Genomic DNA, 18,698 nt, shown 5'->3' on the forward strand with positions numbered 1-18,698 from the left:
TGCGGGCGATTCTTCGCTTGATCATGTGCTTGGGCGTTTCGGTCCATCATCGACACGATTAAGGAGGACGCAATGGAGCTCAGACCACTCGGCCGCACGGACATCCGAGTCAGTGCACTTTGCCTCGGCACCATGACCTTCGGCGAGCAGAACACCGAGGCCGATGCACATGCCCAGCTCGACCGCGCGCTCGCCGCGGGCATCAACTTCATCGACACGGCCGAGATGTATCCGGTGCCGCCGCGCGCGGAGACCATCGGCCGTACCGAAGCCTACATCGGGACCTGGTTCGCGTCGCGCGGCTGCCGTGACCGGGTGGTTCTGGCGTCCAAGGTGGCGGGGCCGGGCGCTTGGCTGCCGCATCTTCGCGGCGGCAAGTCGCGGCTGGACCGCGCCAACATCGTGACGGCATTGGACGGCAGCTTGAAGCGATTGCAGACCGACTGGATCGACCTCTATCAGCTCCATTGGCCGGACCGTGAGACCAATTACTTCGGCAAGCTCGGCTATTCGCCGGTGGATGACGCGTACAGCGTTCCCTTGCTGGAGACACTCGAGGTCCTCGCCGATCAGGTCCGGGCCGGCAAGATCCGCCACATCGGCGTCTCCAACGAAACCCCCTGGGGCCTAATGCGCTTTCTCGCGCTCGCGCAGGAGCATGGCCTGCCGCGCATGGTCAGCATCCAGAACCCCTACAGCCTGCTGAACCGGACCTTCGAGGTCGGCCTCGCCGAGGTCGCCGTTCGGGAGGACTGCGGTCTCCTGGCTTACTCGCCGCTCGGCTTCGGCGTGCTCTCGGGGAAGTATCTGAACGGCGCACGCCCGTCCCGTGCCCGCGTCACCCTCTTCGAGCGCTTCAGCCGCTATTCCAATCCGCAGGCCGAGCTCGCCACGTCCGAGTATGTCGCACTCGCCCGCCGCCACGGACTCGACCCGGCGCAGATGGCACTCGCCTGGGTGACGAGTCGCCCCTTCGTCACCTCAAACATCATCGGTGCGACGGCGCTGGAGCAGTTGGAGGCCAACCTCGCCAGCGCAGATCTCAGGCTCTCGGACGATGTGATCGCGGAGATCGAGGCAATCCATACGCTGCAGCCGAATCCGGCGCCTTAAACCGGGCTGGTAGGTGCGATTTCCTTCGCGCGCCGCACCCCGCCGATGCGAATCAATGCGCACCGACGCCGGACCTCGCGCCCATGAAGGTCTCATGAAGGTCTACGGCATCGACTTCACCAGTCGACCGAGTCGCCGCAAGCCCATCACCTGCCTGGAGTGCGGTTTCGACGGCCTGCGACTCAAGGCGGGCGAGCTGACCGAATGGCGAGACTTCGAGGGTTTCGAGACCGCTTTGCTCCGACCCGGGCCCTGGATCGCCGGGATCGATTGCCCCTTCGGTCAATCACGCACCTTTATCGAAAACATCGGCTGGCCAGACACCTGGGACGGCTATGTGAATCATGCGGCAGGGCTCGGCCGGGACGGCTTCCGCGCTGCGCTGGATGGGTATCGCGCGGTCCGTCCGCCGGGCGACAGAGAGCATCGCCGTGCGACGGACCGTGCGACCGGGGCGATCAGCCCGCAGAAGCTCTACGGCACGCCGGTCGGACTCATGTTCTTCGAGGGCGCGCCGCGGCTACGCAAGGCCGGCGTGAGGATTCCAGGGCTCCAAGACGGCGACCCCGAGCGGCTGGTCGTCGAAGCCTATCCCGGCGTCCTCGCCCGTCGGCTCATCGGCAAGGCGAGCTACAAACAGGACACGCGGTCCAAACAGACAGCGCAGCGGGACGACACCAGGAGAAGGCTCCTCGCGCTGATTCTCGACGGCAAGACTCAACCCATCTATGGCCTGAAGGTCGAGGCGGATCCGAACCTTGCCGAGGATCCGAGCGGTGACCGACTCGACGCCCTGCTGTGCGCCATCCAGGCGGCTTGGGCCTGGACGCAACGAGAGAAGGGGTTCGGGATGCCCGACGCGATCGACCCTCTGGAAGGTGCGATCGCGGACCCTGCCGGACGCTGAAGCGACGATGCGCCAGCGATCGAAACGGACCTGATTGCGCGTCGGCCGGGATTCCGATGCCCGGAGATCACCTCATCGAGCAGCCGATCAGTCGGAGAGCCGGGGCGATGCGTGCGCCATCACCACACCCGGATGTCCGCATTTGAGTCCGGCCAGCTTGACCGCCTGCATGACCGTCTCGCCGGCGGGCAGTCCGTGCAGCAGACCGTGGATCACCCCGGCGTTGAAGACATCGCCGGCGCCCAGCGTATCGACGACTCGCGTCGGGACATAGGCCGGCACCCGCTGGACCCGGCCCCCGCGCGCCAGAAAGGCCGCGCCTTGCGCACCGAGGGCAACAACGCAAAGCCGTGCATCGCTGTGTACGAGGAGATCCGCCAGGAAATCATCCGGATCCTCGAATCCGCAGGCGCCCGCAAAGCCGCGACTCGCCAGCAACACCTGCGGGCCATGGAGCAGCGCCTCGATCCCGGGACGGTGTTTCTCGAGCTCGACCGAGATCGGTACATCCGGGGCCTCGTCGCGGACACGGCAAATCATCCGTGCTGTCTCCCGGGGGTTTCGCCCTTCGAAATGGACCCAAGCGAGTCCATCGAGTGAGACCCGGCCGAAATCCTCCGCACTCAGCTCCGGTAGGTCCCGAAAATGCACAATCGTCCGGCTGCCGCCGGCGCGGCTGAGCAGGATCGAAGAGGTCGGGGTGGTCCCGCCGGGTACGCGCACGGCATCGCGTACCTCGATGCCGCGACCGGCAAGGTCGTCGAGGATGAGGTCGGCCGCCGCGTCGTCGCCCAAGGTGCCGACCCAACGGCAGCGGTGTCCAAGTTGCGACAGGACGGCGAGGCTGTTGGTGACGTTGCCGCCGCGTACCCTGCGCATGGCCAGAGCACGGATCTCGTCGTCTTCGGCCGGATAGACCTCGAGCTCGTTGACGAGGTCGAGCACGGCGATCCCGACACCCAGCACGGATCCGGTGGCACGCGTCCGGACGGACTCTGCTGGATCAGAGATCACGTGCAACGCGAAACCCCAGCATATCCAGACGCGTGCCCGGAACAAAGCGTGCGCGAACATAGGTCCGCATCGAGGCCGACGGCTTGTTGAACGCACCGCCCCGGGCAACACGATAGGTGCAAGGACCGTCCGTGCGGGCGCGCCCGTCGCGTGGTGCGTCGTCGTAGCCCGGCTGATAACAGTCCGCGACCCACTCCATGACATTCCCGGCCGTGTCGTGTAGACCGAAGGGGCTCGATTCAAAGCTCCCCACGGGCGCCGTCGATCGGTTGTCCCAGGCGCTGCCGCAATCGAAACAGACCGCGCGATTCTCCTCCAGCCCGAATCCCCACCAGTAGGATCCGCGTCCGCCGGCGCGCGCCGCATACTCCCATTCAGCCTCGCTGGGCAGCCGGTAGCTGCGTCCGGTCTCGCGAGACAGCCAGGAGGTGTAGCCTCGGGCATCGTCCCAGCTCACCCCGACCACCGGGCGGTTGCCTCGGCCCCAGCCGAAGTCCTTGGGAAGTCCCCGGCCGGTGGCCCGGGCGAAACGATCGTATTCCCCGAAGGTAACCTCGTAGACACCCATCAGGAAGGGCGCGATCTCGACCTCGCGCGCCGGCCCGAAATCGCTTGCGACCGTGAGATTCCGGCCCATCCGGAAACGCCCTCCGGGGAGCCTCGCGAGCGTCGGGCCATACCCGCCGTCGCGCAGCCGATCACGCTGGGTCGGGATCGAAACGATTGATGGCGCCGCGGGATCGGGCGTCGACGCGTAGCCTGGCAGCAGCGCACCTTCGGCGGTCGCGGTCTCCGGTCCCGAGTATTCCGGAAGGACGGTTTGCGGCGCCGCCGGGGCCGGCGCGCGATCGGCACGCAGCCACACGACGATGACGAGCAACGCGAGCACCGGGAGAAGAAGCAGCGGCCAGAGACCAAGGCGGATTGCGCGGCGTCGGGTCCGAGGTGCCTCGGCCGCGGGCCTGCCCGGCGATGTCGGATCAAGCACCGGCGGCTCGCTTCCCTGCGCCTGCAGATCGAGCAGGGCTTGTCTCAAGCGGCCGACCTCGTCTTGGGCGGCCTTCAAGGAGAGGTCGCGACGCTCGACCTCTTTGCGCAGGCCGTCGAAGACCAGATGCTGATCCTCCAACACGTCTTCGAGGCGTCGGCATTCCTCGGTGATCGCGTCGAGGGCCTGTTCTTTCCCGCCGAGAGTCCGCTGAAGGCCCTCGAGCTCCTGACGAAGGGCGAGTTGCTCCGCGGCCGAGGCTGCTCCGACCTCGGTCGCGGAACGCTCAGCCAACTGGCGATTGATGCGCACGACCTCCTGCTGGGCCTCGCGACGCACTTCGCCGAGGGCCTGGCGCAGTGACTCGGTCTCGGTGCGATCGCGTTGCGGAGGCTGTAGGTTCGTTTTGTCGACCATTCAGGAGGGTATCGAGTTGGTTGAGCGTCGGACGACATCGTCGGATCATGCTGCCAGCGAGTACCGGTCCGACGCGTAAGATTCGCATGATCGGCCGTTGGTTGCACCCCAAGGCTGAACCGAAACAGCCGCCTCGGGCAACACCGAGTGCGACACATCGCGCACGAGCGGCCGCGACCGTCTCGCCCCGGAACACGCCATCGGCATCGAAGAGGTCGGCAATGCATTCGATATCCCATCCGGACAGAGGCTCACATGACCATCCTCGGTAGCGTGGCGGCCGGCCATCCCTTGACTGCCGAGGCGGCCGCCGAGACCCTGCGTGCCGGCGGCAATGCGTTCGATGCGGCGCTCGCGGCTCTCTGCGTGGCCTGCATCGCCGAGCCGGTACTGGCCTCGCTCGGCGGTGGCGGGTTTCTGCTCGCCCGACCCGCCGACTCGGCGCCCGAGCTCTTCGACTTCTTCGCGCAGACCCCGCGACGACACCGCCCGGAGCAGGAGCTGGATTTCTATCCGATCCTCGCCGACTTCGGCGACGCCACACAGGAATTCCACATCGGGCAAGGATCGATCGCGACACCGGGGGCGATCGCCGGTCTTGTCGCGATCCATCGCGAGCACTGTCGGCTCCCTCTCGACGTCATCGTCGCGCCGGCCCGCCGCCTCGCCCGGGACGGCGTGATCGTGAATCGCGTCCAGCGGGATATCGCCGAGATCGTCGCACCGATCCTGCACGCGAGCCCGGCGGCACTCGCGCTCTATGCCGACCCGGAGCAACCCGATCGGCTTGCTCCGGTCGGTGCGCGGCTGCGCAATCCTCAGTTCGCCGAGGCGCTCGAGAGGATCGCCCGCGAAGGCGCGGACCCGTTCTATCGGGGCGACTTAGGAGCGCGCTTAGTGCGCGATTGCGCCGAGCACGGAGGACATCTGAGCGCCGCGGATCTCGCCGACTACCGGGTGGAGCGACGCGCACCGCTCGTCCACCCCTATCGCGGGGCGCGCCTCTACACCAATCCGCCACCCTCGCAGGGCGGCTTCCTGCTCGGCGTCACCCTGGGCCTGCTCGGCGCCGTCGAGCCGGCCCGCCTCGGACGCGGCAGCCCCGAGCATCTTCACGCGCTCGCCCTTGCCCAAGAGCTGACCCAGCGCCTGCGTCGCGCGCAGCCGGCTGCACATGCCGAGCCACTGTCCGCGCTCGAGCCGGGCATCCTGGATGGCTATCGCAGGCTCATGGAAGATACGGCGACCTTTAGCCGCGGGACCACGCAGATCAGCGTTGCCGACCGCGAAGGCAACCTCGCCAGCGTGACCCTCTCCAACGGCGAGGGTGCCGGCTATGTGCTGCCCGGCACCGGCATCATGCTGAACAATATGCTGGGCGAAGAGGACATCAACCCGCACGGCTTCCATCGCTGGCCGACCAATCGGCGGATCAGCTCGATGATGGCGCCGAGCCTGCTGGCACGGGCGGATGGGGGTTGGGTTGTGACCGGCTCGTCCGGATCCAACCGGATCCGCAGCGCCATCCTGCAGGTGGTCTCCAATCTGATCGACTTCGGGCTCGATCTGGAGGCTGCCGTGTCCTCTCCCAGGATGCATTACGAAGACGGGGTGCTGAATCTCGAGCCGCCGATCACGGCCGAAACGATCGCCGTGCTCGGTACGCACTGGCCGGGGCTCAAGGTCTGGAATCGGGGAAGTGTCTTCTTCGGCGGCGCCCATAGCGTGGCCGTCGCCCCGGACGGCAGCACGCACGGCGCGGGCGATCCGCGGCGCGGCGGGGTTGCGCTGCAGGTCCGTTAAACCTAAACCGCGCACGGCGCCGTATGTGGTGTTTTTGGATAGGAACAGCCTTGGCAAACTCGACGATCGTTGGAGGTGGCGCGGTTTAAAGTTCTAAAAAATATCGACTTTTAAACTGCGTCTCCACCAGAGATGGTGAAATCCCCAAGGCCGAATACAACGTGAAGATGACGAATGTCGCTCTGGACGCGGTTTAGTTGCTCGAATAGGGGCGCAGGATCATCTCCCCGCCGCGCAGCAGAAGCTCCATGCGCCTGAGGTAGGCCATGCCCAGCAACACCTGATCGCCCTGCATGTTGGGGAGGATGGTCGCGCTGAGGTCGTAGGCGATCAGCCCGCCGACATCGACGGTATCCAACCGCGCGACCCAGGTGCGCACATCGCCGTTTCCGGTCTTGCTGACCCCGCCGGGTTGGAGCGTCAAGCCGAGCGTCTGCGCGACCATGTAGGGCATCGCGACATCAACGGCCCCGGTATCGACCAAAAACTCGATGGGGGTCCCGTTGATCCGACCGGTGGTCACGTATTGACTCACCTGATTCTCTTTGAGGACCACCTCGGGCACGTCGCCGGCACCGAGATAGGCGACCGGGTTCGGATTCGGATTCTCCCGCCGCGCAGCCAGATCGCGCGCCAGCAGGATCACCAGCAGACTCGCGAGCAGAAACACGGGGATCGGCAATTTGCGTCTGAGCCAAGCGACTGTGTTGTCTCGGATCCGGTGCAGTCTGATCATCGTTCGTCGGGGTGCGTCGATACCATTGAAGCGCCGTCGGCGTTGACTCCGAGCCCGATTGCAGGGCGGGATCGCCGCAGGCCGCGCGCCCGGCATGACGCTCGAGCCGTCGCGCCGATGCACGGGTTGGGCTGAGCTTAAACCGAAACCACAAGGATGACGAGGTTGTGTCGTCGAGAGTCGGGCCGGCACGAGAGGCCGGCGCCGCGACGCGGATCAAGATGATCCGAGGTGAGGACGCAGGGTCAGCACACCGCCCCGCTGGATCAGCTCGAGATGTCTCAGATAACTCATGCCCAGAAGGACTTCGTCTCCCGGCATGTTCGGCAAGACCGTGGCGCGGACATTGTGCGCGACCAATCCGCCGAGATCGACGGTGTCGAGCCGCGTCGTCCAGGTCCGCACCATGCCGTTTGCGGTCTTGCTCATTCCGCCGGGTCTGAGCGGCAGCGACAGGCGCTCGGCCAAGGACAGGGGCAAGGCCACGTCGGTGGCGCCGGTGTCGATCAGAAAGCGTACCGGCGCGCCGTTGATCCGACCGCCGGCGACATAGTGCCCGGCGCGGTTGCGTTCGAGTCGAATCTCGGGGACCCCGCTGCCGCTGTGCAGCGCAACCGGATCCGGGTTGGGATTGTCGCGGCCGGTGATGATGCCGTCGAAGAACATTGCCAGCAGCGCCAACCCGACGATCCATGCCGCGAACAACATTGCCCGCCCGACCTTCGAAGGCATGTCGTCGGCGCCCGGCGGCGCGCTGTTCGTCGGTCCATCCATACTCGGCTCCTTCGGGGGCGAAATGATCGCCGGTTGCGACCTTTCGCAAAGCCCAATCTATGGCCTTTGGCGACTTCTCCTTCAAGTGGTTCACTTGGATCGGGGCAGGCGGCGGATGCCGGCCCCGGAGGTGTCCATGTATCCGCACACCTGAACGACGGCGTGCACATCAGTCCGTGCGAATCGATTCGCACCGGCGCCCCGACCGAGCCGCTCCGACCGGGCTGTGCCGGAACAAGCGGATGGGTCGAAGATTAACGCGCGGGCACTGCCCCTTGTCCGGCCATGCGCTGAAACTGCACCCGATAATAGGCGGCCGCGCTTTGTCCGTTCGCCACCACATCGTAGACGCGCCAACCCGTCTGCGATTTGTACATCCGAAACTCGAGCTTGGAGGGATAGCCCTGCGCGCCCAGCAGCGCCACGTTGACGCTGACGTCGCCGCGCGGGCCCGTGCGCGGCGGCAACATGCGGATCTGCTGCCCCTGATAGTCCATCAACCGTGATGCCAGTGTGCCGAGGAAATCCGCCTCCAAGCGCGCGGCCATCGCCTTCTTTTCCTCTGCACTCATGCCCTCGGCCCCCCGACCGGCCACCCATTTGGCCATGTATTCGAAGTCGAAATACGGGGCGATCTCGCGGTCGAGGAAGGCGGCGACCTGGAGCCGATTCGGCACCTCTTCGCGGGCGAGAAATTCGAGGAGCTTATCCATGCCCTCTTTGAGCGTCGCGCTGGCCTCGGCTGCGGGCCCCTTAGGCATCTGCGCCCCCCGGGCTGCGGCTTCGGGGGACTCCGGACGCGTCGGGCGAGCCGGCGCAGCGGGCATTTCCGGCATGGCGGGCATGGCCGGATAAGCGCCCCCGTAGGGCATCTGCGTCGGGCCGTAGCCGTAGGCGTCCGGCATGGGTGGGGGAGCGTAGCCGTAAGGCTGGGCGGAAGCGCCCGCGGCGGCTCCCAGTAAAACGAGGAGCGGCACCAAAGAACGAGACTTCATCGAATTCCTCCTAAACATAAACATATTGTTTTTTCGTCGTCCGCCAAACGCCAGGCTGTTGCCCGGCTCGCTCGGAGCGTGCCAACGGGCTCGGCGAAAAGCAAGCCGCTCGGTATAAACTATCAAGCATCGACAGGACTCGGAAACGCCCGAATCCGGCACACACCACGAGAGAGCAAACACGCCATGCCCCTATCGCGCGTACACTACCGAGTTGTCGGACAAGACGACTATGCGCTGGAGATCACCCTGGAGCCCACGGGTGCGTATCGGGTCGATTGCGGCGACCACACCAGCCATAAACCACGACAAGGCGCGCTCGACGAGCGTCAGACCCGCGAGATCGCCGCGCTGATCGGCGCCTTGGGCGAGCCCCGAGAGCACCCGGCACCCGCGGGAGCGACCGGATTCATCGCCGAGCTGACCCTCGGCTCCCCGCCCGACGTACGCGTCTATCGCGTCTGGGAAGGCGAGCTGGCGGAAGAGCCGGACGTGATGGCGCTGATCCGCGCGCTGGAAGTCATTTGAACGGCGTGGCGATCGCCGCGAAGGCCGCGGATCCCCGTTACGGGCACGGCTGGACAGCTGGGAGACCCCACCCATGACACCAACCCGCTGCTTGACCGCCGCGATGCTCGAGGTCGGCATGCGCCACGAGGCGCGCCTGAGCTTTAGCCGCGAGGAGGTCGACCGCTACTGCGCCCTGGTCGGCGATCACAACGCGATCCATCGCGACCTCGACGCGGCGCGGGTGCGGTTCCCGGATGCCCGCGACATCATCGTTCCGGGTGGACTCGTCCAGACCCGCATCTCCGCGCTCTTCGGAACCGAGTTTCCCGGCGACGGGACACTGGGCCTGACCTTCTCGCCCGAGCGCCTGCGCCGCCCACTGTATCCGGGCGACGAGCTGATCGTCACGTTGGAGGTCGCGCGGCTGATCCGCGGCGGAATCGTCGAGATGCAGATCGGCATCATCGATCCCGAAGGGAACCGCATCAGCGAGGCCACGGCCAAGGTGGTGGCGCCGGACGCGGCCTATCGGGCTTGGTGGGAGGCGAACATCGGCGGCTGAGGGTGAAGGTTCCGGGCTCAAGTGATTCCCGGACAAACGACGATCTTGTGGGGGCGATGCAGCGGTGAAGGGCGACTTTAGTCGCCCGAAGCGAACCGAGCAAAAACAAGACACACAACCGACGAGAGAATACCTTTTCCACGATCGGCGTTCTCGATGACGACAACGAATCGTGCTTTGTTTTGCAGTGCTCCCGATCCGCTGTCGGGAAATCGTTTCAGAAGCCTCCGGGGTTTGGGGTGACGCGTTCCCCGTCGAGGAAGGCGGCAAGATAGCGGGCGGTCTGTTCGGGTGCCTGATAAAAGAAGCCGTGTCCGCCGCCCTTGATCTGAATCACCGAGGCGTCGGGGATGCGCTCGCCGATGATCCATGCATTGCGCGGGGGGATGACAACATCCTCGGTGCCCGTCATCAGCAGTGTCGGGGCGGCGATCTCGGACAGTCGTGGACAGACTCCGGGCCAGGCGCCGAGTGACTCGGCTTGACGCATCAGATTCGCGTCGTCGATCGGTGCCGTGATGGGAGGGAAGATCTGCATCGGGTCCGGGATCTCCCGCAGCCAGTCGGGCGGGAAGAGGTTCTCGAACATCCGCCGGATGCGCTCCTCCAAGGTTCCGGACATGTCCACCAGTCTTCGCCAGACCGCCTCGTCCGGCCAGATCGCCTCCGCACCGCCGCAGGATGCGGACAGGAGGACGAGCTGCTCGACACGCTCCGGATGCGCGAGGGCCAGCTCCTGCGCGATATAGGATCCCATGGACCAGCCCAGGACGTGAGCGCGGTCGATGTGCAGCGCCTGCAGCAACAGATGGCTATCTTTGGCGAAGCGCGCGATCGAGTAGTCTTGATCCGAGGAGGTGCTGTAACCCATGCCCCGATTGTCGAAGACGATGACCGGGCGGGTCCGGGCCAGCGTCTCGAGGATCGTCGGGGGCCACATCTCCATCAGCCCGCCGTAGCCCATGATCATGAGCACGGGGACACCGTCTCCCGATGGCCCGAAGATGCGGTAGGCGATCTCGATGTCGTCGATGGACGCGCGTTCGATCATGCTGTCGATTCCGTTGATGTCTGCCGATCCCGAAGCGGGGCTCGGGCTCTCGAATCCAGGTCGGTCAACTCCGGGCTACTCGGCTCCGGAGTGGACAGCCGCAGCGGCCCAGAGCACGCCGACTGCGGCGAGAAAACACAAGCCCCGCGACCTCAAGCCGCCGCTCGGCCAAGCCCGCCCGGGGGGCGGCGCACGATCAGTTCTTGAGTCGGATAGGCGAACTGGATACCTTCTTCCTGGAACTTGCGGTAGATCGCGAGGTTGATGGCCTGTTGGATGTCCATGTAGAGCGTGAAATCCGCACCGATGACATAGTAGACCACCTCGAAGTCCAGCGAGAAATCACCGTAGGCGGCGAAGTGGGCACGATCGAAACGGGCGAACCGCTGGGCGCGGATGATCTCCTCGATCATCTTCGGGATGCGCTCGAGCCGATCCGGCGGGGTCTCGTAGACGACGCCCAGCTTGAAGACCACGCGACGCTCGCGCATGTGTTTGTAGTTGCGCAGCGTGCTGTTGAGCAGATTGGTGTTGGACATGACCACCATCTCGCCTGAAAGGCTGCGGATGCGCGTGGTCTTCACGCCGATGCTGTCGACGACGCCCAGGGTTTCACCGGCGATGACGAAATCTCCGACCTTGAAGGGTTTGTCCAGGATGATGGCCATGGAATGGAAAACGTCGGAGAGGATGTTCTGCACCGCAAAGGCCACGGCGATACCGCCGACACCCAGCGCACCGATCAGACCGGCGATCGGATACTTGAAGTGGGCCATGACCGAGACCACGACCACGATCCACACCCCGACCCGCAGAAAGAACAACAGAAGCCCATAGCCCGTGACGGCCGAAGGGTCTTGCCGCTCCTTCTTGCTGCGCTGTCGCTGCACGAATTCCACCAGGCCCGCGGTCGCCCAGATCCCGAACTGCACGTAGACGGCGACCACCAAGAGCGTCCACAGCCAGAGCTTCACCTGACCTTGAGCTAGGCCGGACACGGTCATCGCCGCGTAGAAGGCGACGATCAGGACGAACACCTGGCTGGTATTGCGGATCAGGGCCAAGACGGCAGCGCGCGCGGTCTTGCGCTCCGTCTCCGGACCCTCGACCAGCTTGGGCAGGACGTTGCGCCGCAGCAGGGTGCGCAGGAAGGACACGAGCATCAGGACCAAGGTGAAGATCACTGCTCCGGTGACCAGATCGCGTGCATAGATCCCTTGATCCTGGATGACGAAGAGCTCCTTGTTCCACCAAGACTCCAATTGGAGCTTGGCCGCGTCCAGGCGCTGATGGAGCGAACGCGCGCTCACCGAGGGTTCGAGCTGGTCGCGCAGGCGCTGGGCAAGCGACTGCACCTGATCCTTCACGAGCAGCATCTCCCGCGCGCGCTCCTCCTGCGCCTCGAGCGCCCCGACACGCTCTCGGATCGCCTGCTCGACCCCGGCGGCGAGATCCGCACGGGCGAGACGGCGGGCGAGCGCGAGCTGCCTGGTCCGCAAGGCGTCGAGCTCGGCCTGCGCGAAGGCGCCCTCATCGGCCATGTCTCTGATCAGCGACTGTGTCTCGCGCAGCCAGGTCGGCCAGAGTGCGCTCTCCTCGCCCTGCAAAAGCGCGTAACGTCGCTCGTAAAGGGTCCGCGCGGAACCAGCGAGGCCCACCGCTTGATGCAGGTATTCGACGCCTTTACGCGCTGCCGCGAGCTCCGCTTCGCGCGTGAGCACCTGCTCCTGCGCGCGATCGCGGTCCGCGGCATCGGACGTCATAAGCCCCAAGCGGCGCCGCGCCTGGAACAGCGCCAGCTCTGCAGCATCGCCGGCCTCTACGAGAGAGGCGATATCGGCACGCGCCGCCTCTTCTCGGGCCTGTATCTCGGCAAGCCGTTCGTCCAATGCCTCGCGCGTGAAGACGACATCGCCGGCGACATGGGCAATCAGGGTCTGTAGCCGGACGAGCCGCGCTGCAGCCAAGGCATCCTCGCGCTCGGCCAAGGCTGCGCCGACCAGAGCGGCCTGGCGCTCCTGAAGGGTCACAAGAACCGCCAGTCGGGCAACCTCCAGATCCCGTTCGAGCGTCGCAATGTCGAGCCGTTCCGAGGCCTGCCCGTTGGCCTGATCCCGAGCGGCCGCTAAGCGATCTCGGGCGAGGCGTCGCTCGCGCACCGCCGCTTCATGTTTTCGATCGGCTGCGGCGACCCGCCGATCGGCCTGGCTGCGCAAACGCGCGGCGTCTTCCTGCGCGTGCTCGGCAAGATTGCGCTTGGCCCGAAGCTCGTCCAGCAATCGCAGCGGATAGGGCGGCTCGACGCCGAGATCCGGCGCCTCGGCTGTCTCGTCCGCCGCCTGCGACTCGGCCAGCGTTTCAATCAACTCGCGGAGCCGCGCGGCAAGGACGGACTCGCGCTGGACCGCGGTACGGAGCTCGCCGAGCAGGGCGATGCGTGCATCCTCCGCCAAACCGTCGAGCCGCTCCGGGGCGTCGTCCTGCTCGGGACCCTGATCCACCGTCGTCAACTCCGAGATGCGCGCGTCGATCAGCGACAAGATCTCGGCATAGTCATCCGCGGTCGTGCGTGGCTCGGTAAACCCCGGTAGTCCGACCTGCGCCGGATCGAAGGCGATTCCGGGTTCATCAGGGCCTCGTCCGCGGGTTTGCTCCGGGACTTGATCCGGGGCTTCGGAGAGCACCGACGTTCCCGCATCGACGGCGCTGACATCAGCGGAACCGGACTGATCGGATCGGGAGGGCCGGGATTCGGCGTGGGCGTTCAGGGATGAGCCAAGGAGGGCGAGGGCAAAGATCGAAACCTGTACGAGGCTGGCATTCGTCAAACGGTCACCTGTTTGATGGTTATCGCCAGGACGGCATTTCGCGACAGTTTAACGTGGATCGAAGGAGGGATGCGAAGACCGCCCAGTCGTGCGATCGACAGGGCTGGGCTGATGCCGGCTGACCCGACTCGGGGCCACTGTGACTCGATGCCGAGATGGGTCCGGTCGGGACATCCCGGACCACTCCCGGATCGGTGCACGATTGCAAACCCGGCAAACTGTAATGATACTCGCCGTTTCGAACGATCCGACCGACGGATCGTGACTCAACCCCATCGAATTCAATGCAGGCGGAAAGGAGTCTTCTCATGAACGACACGCAATCCATCGAACGTTACGGCATCGTTGCCCAACTTTTTCACTGGGTGGTCGCTGCCCTGCTCTTTGCCATGCTCGGCACGAATCTTCTGCGCGAGATGGCCGAGAAAGGCTCGGATGCGCGGACCGAGTGGCTGAATCTGCACATGTCGCTCGGTATCCTGCTGTTCGTGATCGTGATCCTGCGTTTGGTTTGGACCAAGAAGACGCGCCAGCCTGCGCCCCTGCCCGGTTCGTGGATCACCCGCATGCTCGCCAAGGCGGCTCATGTGCTGCTGAATCTGGCGACCCTCCTGGTGCCGATCGGCGGCTATCTGCGCATCGCCTCCAAGGACGTTCCGGCGGATTTCTTCGGGACCCCGATCCCATCGATCGTCGGCGACATGCCTTGGCTACACGACATCGCCAAGATCGGACACGGGACCTACATGGAATATTTCTTCTACATCCTGATCAGCCTGCATATCCTGGCGGCGCTTTGGCATCAGTACGTGCGCAAAGACGGCGCCATCGATCGAATGGTCCCTTGGGGGAAGACGACGGCCGTCAGCTGAAGCGATTTCCGGGAATCATGCCCGGAACACCTGTCGGGGCAGGATGTCCGTAGAGCTGAAGGGGGCGACGTGAGTCTCCCCCTTTCGGTTAAAACCTTTCCGAAAATCACCCGACGACCCTCGAATAACGGCGTCGGTCTGCTTGGCCCGCTCCGCACTCCCGGCTTCTCGCCCGGGCTTGATCCGGATCAGTCTCGTCTCGCGGACTTTTGCGGATCCGCAATTCCGACGGCAGCGGAATCGCTCACACTGCCCGTGCTGGACCGCTCGACCGAGAACGCCCTATCAATCGACTCCGCCGCATTGCTCGATTGCGCATCCGGCCGGCCGCGCCTGCTCACCCGTTTCCGCTCAACCGAGAGACCTGATCTATGTCATCGCAACCCCTGCGTATCGTCGTCGTCGGCGGATCCGCCGCCGGCCCCAAGGCCGCCGCCAAGGCCCGCCGGATGGACGAGCATGCCGAGATCACGCTGATCCAGCGCGAGCCCGATCTGTCTATGGCGTCCTGCGGCTTCCCCTACTATGTCGGCGGTACCTTCGACGACCGCAACATGCTTGTCTGCACGCCTGCGGGAATCGTCCGAGACCCGGCCTTTTACGGCAAGGCCAAACGCATCCACGCCTTGGTGCGCACCGAGGCGACCGAGATCGACCGGGTCTCGAAGACCGTGACCTATCGGGATCTACCCACCGGCGAGCAGTCCACGATCCCTTACGATCGACTGGTCATCGCAACGGGCGCGACGCCGCTTCGCCCCTCCGTGCCGGGAATCGAGCTCGATGGGGTCACGACGCTGCATTCGATGGCCGATGCCGACGCCTTGCGGGCGGTCCGCGACGAGAAGAAGACGACCAAGGCCGTGGTCGTCGGCGGCGGACTCATCGGGTTCGAGGTCTGCGAGGCGCTGCGGCTCGCCGGGATTCACACGACCGTGATCGAGAAGACCCCGAAGATCCTGCCTTTCCTCGATCCCGACCTATCCAAGCTTGTTGAAAACCACGTCCGTGCGCACGGCCCCGACATCATTGTCGGCAACGGCGTTGCTGAGCTGCTCGGGGAGAACGGCAAGCTCGTCGGCGTCAAGCTCGACAACGGCACCGAGCTGCCCTGCGAGGTGGCCGTCATCGCCGTCGGGGTCAGACCCAACGTCAAGCTCGCCGAAAACGCCGGGATCGAGATCGGCCCGGTCGGAGGCATCCGCGTCAACCAATACATGCAGACCTCCGACCCGGACGTCTATGCCGTCGGAGACTGCGTCGAATGCACCTCGCTGGTTAGCGGCAAAGCGGTGCGCGCGCCCTATGGAGACCTCGCCAACCTACAGGGACGCGTCGCCGGTCAGAACCTGGTGAGGGAAGGCAGCGCCCGCTTCCCCGGCATCATCCAGACGGGTATCTGCAAGATCTTCGACTACACGGTCGGATTCACGGGACTCTCGGCCAAGGATGCCCGCGAGTCGGGATTCGACGACATCGAAACGGCGATCATCTCCGGGCTCGACATCCCCGGCTACATGAGCGGCAAGCTGCTGATCAGCAAGTTGGTTGCCGACCGCAAGACCGGTCGCATCCTCGGTTTCCAGTGCATCGGCCCCGGCGATGTCAGCAAGCGTGTGGCGACGGTTGCGATGGCGATCCGCGGCAAGCTGACCGTCGAGGACATGGTCAACGCCGATCTGCCCTACGCCCCGCCTTACTCGCTCGCCATCGATCATGTGATCAGCGCAGCGCAGGTGATGGACAACAAGCTCCAGGGTCGCATGCAGGGTCTCTCGGCAAGCGAGGTCAAACAGCGCATCGACTCCGGCGCCGACTGCTTCATCCTGGACACCCGCAGCCCCCAGGAATTCGAGGAGACCCGCCTGGGCATCGGCGAGACCCTCATCCCGCTCGGTGCATTACGCGATCGATTGGGCGAGCTGCCGCAGGACAAATCCAAGGAGATTATCCTCTACTGCAAGATCTCGCTCCGCGGCTACGAAGGCGCGGCCATTCTCAACGCGCATGGCTGGCACAACGTGAAGGTGATGGAAGGCGGCGTCGTGGCCTGGCCTTACGCGAAGGAAAAGTAGCCGGATCGCTGTTTGCCGACGACATCGTAGGGCCGCGGTCGACTCCCGGGCGAGAGAACGCAATCGGGTCGATTCGGTGCCTTCTCGGCCTTCTTCACGGCGATCCGGTCGAGCATGGGGGAATGCATGCGGATTTCCTCCAGAGGCTCACCGGGCTCATTAGCGATGTCCGCCGGGAGTGCGAACGGGGTGGCGAAGGTGAGCGGCGTCATCATCATCAAGCCGCCGTCCGGGCGATGGATCGCCGCTTGTTCTATAGACGCGATCGAACAGCGCATCGGCCTCGTCCGCGGCGCCGTAGACCGCTTCGAACACGGCGTCCTGGTAGTCGCTGGCCACCAGGATGCTGACGACATCCTTGTCCGCCTCGATCGCGATGCCCGGCAGTCCGAGCCGCTCGCGCGCGCCGATGCCGCGGGCGTGGTAGACCAGCGCGCCGGTGGCCCCCATCGCTTGTGCGGCCTTGATGACGGCGTCGCCGCGCCCGGCCGAGACGATGCAGCTGATCATGGCCACATCGGTCAGATAGGTGATCTTCTCGTCCTTCGTACCTGTGTTTGAATCTCCTGCTCGTGGTGGATGGCCGGCGCATGCCGCGCGGCCCGCTCCCGCAGTTTGGCCCGCATGCCTGCCCAAAGGCCGGTCAACAGCACGCTGATGATCGGGCCGATGGAGGCCATACAGAGGATCCCGAAGCCTTCGACGGCCTGGGTCGCGTTTCCGAACCCGAGCCCCATCGCCAGCCCCAGCGGCACCACCGCCTTGACCTGGTCCAGGAACCGGACCGACACATAGGGACGCAGCAGTGCCGCGACCTCGTCCGGCTGCAGTCGGATAGGTCCGGGTGCAGGGGGCGGCAACGGGCGCCCTTGCGCGTCTCGGTGCAGCGGCGGCAGGAGGGCGTTTTAGCTGACCTGCCGCCGCCCGGCACCGACGGTTCGCAGAGAGTCGCCGTATCGAATCGCGCGCTTCATGCAGTGTTCCCGTGAAACAAGGGTCAGCGTGCCGGCGGGACAGCATTCGCGGCGCCGAGATCACGCCGAGGCGGCAATCCCTCGCGGATGGCCATGGAAAACGCCTCCGGGTCGCCGGTCGTCCGGGCGCGCGCTGTGATATCGCTGCGGCGCTTCAGCTCGTCGAGCCCGAGGTCGGTGTTGACCGTCCCGCGATCGTAGGCAAGGTCGACGAGGTAGCCGTTCGCCAGCAACCGCCAGTCGAGTGCAGGGCCGGTACCGATCGCCTTCGTGTGGTGCCAGATGGTCGTGGTGCAATTCTGGGTCAGGGCGTTGTACCAGCGCGGTCGCTCGGCAATGGCGTTGATCTCTTTGACGTAGTCGAGCAGCAGCGCACGGGCCGTGCTCGGCGCGCCTCCCAATGGATGAAGGTAGACCGTCTCACCGCGTTGGTTTGCCCGAACCCCGATGACGTCGCGCTCCTCGGCGACGACGTAGTAGAGCTCGTATTGACGGAAAAAGCCCCGCAGGGCCGAGTACTCCTCGCCGATCTCTTTGCGCGTCTCGATCGAGACCGCGAGATGGCGCCCGTCGGCGAACTCCCAGCTCGCAATGGTGTGACCATAGGCTGTCGGCCCCCAAAACGAGATGAACAGGTCGAAGCCGACGAGGGTGTCGAGGTCGTAGGTGCGGGTCTCCCAACGCTCGGTGAACGCCTGATCGCCGCGGTACGCGAAGTTGCGGACGTTATGTAGGGTCAGCATGGAGCCATCGACGGTCGCTGTCGGCAGCCGCGCGACATCCGGTTGCCAATCACGCTGGTTGCTCGGCGCGAGCGTCAGCCACCAGCCAAGCACGATCGCGAAGGGCACGAAGACCGCGACGCCGGCCCGCAGCCAGGGACGGACCATCAGCGCCGCGGTGACGGCGGTCAGGATCAGGCCGCCCGCGAGCATGCCGGCGAGCGCGCGGGACTCGGGGCCGTCGATCCACAGCGCAGCGGCGGCCCATAGGATGGCGATCGCGAGTGCCAGCGAAACGGCGATGCGCAGGACGACGCTGTTCAGGCGCAAGATAAGCATGGTGTTACTCGGCTGCCG

Annotated in this window: 18 protein-coding genes; 7 read left to right on the forward strand and 11 right to left on the reverse strand. The window is 65.4% G+C overall.

What is annotated here, in order from left to right; translation table 11 throughout:
* Window positions 1–72: 72 nt before the first annotated feature.
* Entirely contained in the window at window positions 73–1,113 is a 1,041-nt protein-coding gene (locus LT988_RS14275; RefSeq protein WP_232406230.1) for an NADP(H)-dependent aldo-keto reductase, read from the forward strand.
* Between the two features lie 55 nt (window positions 1,114–1,168).
* Window positions 1,169–2,020 carry a DUF429 domain-containing protein gene (locus LT988_RS14280; RefSeq protein WP_232406231.1) on the forward strand — a complete coding sequence of 284 codons (852 nt, stop codon included), beginning with the start codon at window positions 1,169–1,171 and terminating at the stop codon, window positions 2,018–2,020.
* An 87-nt stretch (window positions 2,021–2,107) separates the two neighbouring features.
* Here the strand turns inward: LT988_RS14280 and LT988_RS14285 are convergent, their stop codons facing one another.
* Both LT988_RS14285 and LT988_RS14290 read right to left on the reverse strand, forming a co-directional pair.
* Complete coding sequence (locus LT988_RS14285; protein WP_232406232.1) at window positions 2,108–3,034, reverse strand: PfkB family carbohydrate kinase; 927 nt, start codon at window positions 3,032–3,034, stop codon at window positions 2,108–2,110.
* Complete coding sequence (locus LT988_RS14290) at window positions 3,024–4,439, reverse strand: formylglycine-generating enzyme family protein (RefSeq protein WP_232406233.1); 1,416 nt, start codon at window positions 4,437–4,439, stop codon at window positions 3,024–3,026. The genes LT988_RS14285 and LT988_RS14290 overlap by 11 nt, the downstream gene beginning before the upstream one ends.
* A gap of 255 nt (window positions 4,440–4,694) precedes the next feature.
* Here LT988_RS14290 and LT988_RS14295 point away from each other — a divergent pair, with 255 nt between their 5' ends.
* A complete protein-coding gene (locus LT988_RS14295; RefSeq protein WP_232406234.1) occupies window positions 4,695–6,242 on the forward strand; it encodes a gamma-glutamyltransferase family protein in 1,548 nt (515 codons plus the stop codon).
* A gap of 193 nt (window positions 6,243–6,435) precedes the next feature.
* Here the strand turns inward: LT988_RS14295 and LT988_RS14300 are convergent, their stop codons facing one another.
* The 3 genes from LT988_RS14300 to LT988_RS14310 form a co-directional block, all read right to left on the reverse strand.
* On the reverse strand, window positions 6,436–6,978 hold the full coding sequence (locus tag LT988_RS14300) for a retropepsin-like aspartic protease family protein (RefSeq protein WP_232406235.1): 543 nt from the start codon (window positions 6,976–6,978) through the stop codon (window positions 6,436–6,438).
* Between the two features lie 216 nt (window positions 6,979–7,194).
* Window positions 7,195–7,752, reverse strand: a complete 558-nt coding sequence (locus tag LT988_RS14305; RefSeq protein WP_232406236.1) for a retropepsin-like aspartic protease family protein — start codon at window positions 7,750–7,752, stop codon at window positions 7,195–7,197.
* A gap of 254 nt (window positions 7,753–8,006) precedes the next feature.
* The gene (locus tag LT988_RS14310; RefSeq protein WP_232406237.1) at window positions 8,007–8,747 is read right to left on the reverse strand and encodes an MlaC/ttg2D family ABC transporter substrate-binding protein; all 741 of its coding nucleotides are present in this window, start codon (window positions 8,745–8,747) and stop codon (window positions 8,007–8,009) included.
* A 186-nt stretch (window positions 8,748–8,933) separates the two neighbouring features.
* On the opposite strand from LT988_RS14310, the gene LT988_RS14315 reads away from it, so the two are divergent.
* Entirely contained in the window at window positions 8,934–9,275 is a 342-nt protein-coding gene (locus LT988_RS14315; protein WP_232406238.1) for a hypothetical protein, read from the forward strand.
* 73 nt (window positions 9,276–9,348) lie between these two features.
* The gene (locus LT988_RS14320; RefSeq protein ID WP_232406239.1) at window positions 9,349–9,819 is read left to right on the forward strand and encodes a hotdog family protein; all 471 of its coding nucleotides are present in this window, start codon (window positions 9,349–9,351) and stop codon (window positions 9,817–9,819) included.
* Window positions 9,820–10,036: 217 nt separating this feature from the next.
* Here LT988_RS14320 and LT988_RS14325 read toward each other — a convergent pair whose 3' ends face one another.
* Both LT988_RS14325 and LT988_RS14330 read right to left on the reverse strand, forming a co-directional pair.
* Entirely contained in the window at window positions 10,037–10,870 is an 834-nt protein-coding gene (locus LT988_RS14325; protein ID WP_232406240.1) for an alpha/beta fold hydrolase, read from the reverse strand.
* Window positions 10,871–11,022: 152 nt separating this feature from the next.
* The gene (locus LT988_RS14330) at window positions 11,023–13,554 is read right to left on the reverse strand and encodes a mechanosensitive ion channel domain-containing protein (RefSeq protein ID WP_232406241.1); all 2,532 of its coding nucleotides are present in this window, start codon (window positions 13,552–13,554) and stop codon (window positions 11,023–11,025) included.
* A gap of 452 nt (window positions 13,555–14,006) precedes the next feature.
* Here LT988_RS14330 and LT988_RS14335 point away from each other — a divergent pair, with 452 nt between their 5' ends.
* Both LT988_RS14335 and LT988_RS14340 read left to right on the forward strand, forming a co-directional pair.
* A complete protein-coding gene (locus LT988_RS14335) occupies window positions 14,007–14,570 on the forward strand; it encodes a cytochrome b (RefSeq protein WP_232406242.1) in 564 nt (187 codons plus the stop codon).
* Between the two features lie 371 nt (window positions 14,571–14,941).
* A complete protein-coding gene (locus LT988_RS14340) occupies window positions 14,942–16,645 on the forward strand; it encodes an FAD-dependent oxidoreductase (RefSeq protein WP_232406243.1) in 1,704 nt (567 codons plus the stop codon).
* Here LT988_RS14340 and LT988_RS14345 read toward each other — a convergent pair.
* From LT988_RS14345 to LT988_RS14360, 4 genes are all read right to left on the reverse strand, one after another.
* On the reverse strand, window positions 16,627–16,773 hold the full coding sequence (locus LT988_RS14345; protein WP_232406244.1) for a hypothetical protein: 147 nt from the start codon (window positions 16,771–16,773) through the stop codon (window positions 16,627–16,629). The two genes, LT988_RS14340 and LT988_RS14345, sit on opposite strands and share 19 nt — an antisense overlap.
* A 31-nt stretch (window positions 16,774–16,804) precedes the next feature.
* Window positions 16,805–17,155, reverse strand: a complete 351-nt coding sequence (locus LT988_RS14350; RefSeq protein ID WP_232406245.1) for a hypothetical protein — start codon at window positions 17,153–17,155, stop codon at window positions 16,805–16,807.
* 11 nt (window positions 17,156–17,166) lie between these two features.
* Window positions 17,167–17,505, reverse strand: a complete 339-nt coding sequence (locus tag LT988_RS14355; protein ID WP_232406246.1) for a DUF1538 family protein — start codon at window positions 17,503–17,505, stop codon at window positions 17,167–17,169.
* A 137-nt stretch (window positions 17,506–17,642) separates the two neighbouring features.
* Entirely contained in the window at window positions 17,643–18,680 is a 1,038-nt protein-coding gene (locus tag LT988_RS14360; protein WP_232406247.1) for an Lnb N-terminal periplasmic domain-containing protein, read from the reverse strand.
* Window positions 18,681–18,698: the final 18 nt, after the last annotated feature.

It is taken from the genome of Thiocapsa bogorovii, assembly GCF_021228795.1.
Lineage (GTDB): Bacteria > Pseudomonadota > Gammaproteobacteria > Chromatiales > Chromatiaceae > Thiocapsa > Thiocapsa bogorovii.

Excerpts from the sequence above, each read along its gene's own strand:
- LT988_RS14325 (WP_232406240.1), bottom strand. The coding sequence starts at position 10,870 with ATGATCGAACGCGCGTCCATCGACGACATCGAGATCGCCTACCGCATC.
- LT988_RS14360 (WP_232406247.1), bottom strand. The coding sequence starts at position 18,680 with ATGCTTATCTTGCGCCTGAACAGCGTCGTCCTGCGCATCGCCGTTTCG.
- LT988_RS14310 (WP_232406237.1), bottom strand. The coding sequence starts at position 8,747 with ATGAAGTCTCGTTCTTTGGTGCCGCTCCTCGTTTTACTGGGAGCCGCC.
- LT988_RS14300 (WP_232406235.1), bottom strand. The coding sequence starts at position 6,978 with ATGATCAGACTGCACCGGATCCGAGACAACACAGTCGCTTGGCTCAGA.
- LT988_RS14295 (WP_232406234.1), top strand. The coding sequence starts at position 4,695 with ATGACCATCCTCGGTAGCGTGGCGGCCGGCCATCCCTTGACTGCCGAG.
- LT988_RS14305 (WP_232406236.1), bottom strand. The coding sequence starts at position 7,752 with ATGGATGGACCGACGAACAGCGCGCCGCCGGGCGCCGACGACATGCCT.
- LT988_RS14280 (WP_232406231.1), top strand. The coding sequence starts at position 1,169 with ATGCGCACCGACGCCGGACCTCGCGCCCATGAAGGTCTCATGAAGGTC.
- LT988_RS14275 (WP_232406230.1), top strand. The coding sequence starts at position 73 with ATGGAGCTCAGACCACTCGGCCGCACGGACATCCGAGTCAGTGCACTT.
- LT988_RS14290 (WP_232406233.1), bottom strand. The coding sequence starts at position 4,439 with ATGGTCGACAAAACGAACCTACAGCCTCCGCAACGCGATCGCACCGAG.
- LT988_RS14315 (WP_232406238.1), top strand. The coding sequence starts at position 8,934 with ATGCCCCTATCGCGCGTACACTACCGAGTTGTCGGACAAGACGACTAT.
- LT988_RS14350 (WP_232406245.1), bottom strand. The coding sequence starts at position 17,155 with ATGATCAGCTGCATCGTCTCGGCCGGGCGCGGCGACGCCGTCATCAAG.
- LT988_RS14340 (WP_232406243.1), top strand. The coding sequence starts at position 14,942 with ATGTCATCGCAACCCCTGCGTATCGTCGTCGTCGGCGGATCCGCCGCC.
- LT988_RS14320 (WP_232406239.1), top strand. The coding sequence starts at position 9,349 with ATGACACCAACCCGCTGCTTGACCGCCGCGATGCTCGAGGTCGGCATG.
- LT988_RS14335 (WP_232406242.1), top strand. The coding sequence starts at position 14,007 with ATGAACGACACGCAATCCATCGAACGTTACGGCATCGTTGCCCAACTT.
- LT988_RS14345 (WP_232406244.1), bottom strand. The coding sequence starts at position 16,773 with ATGCATTCCCCCATGCTCGACCGGATCGCCGTGAAGAAGGCCGAGAAG.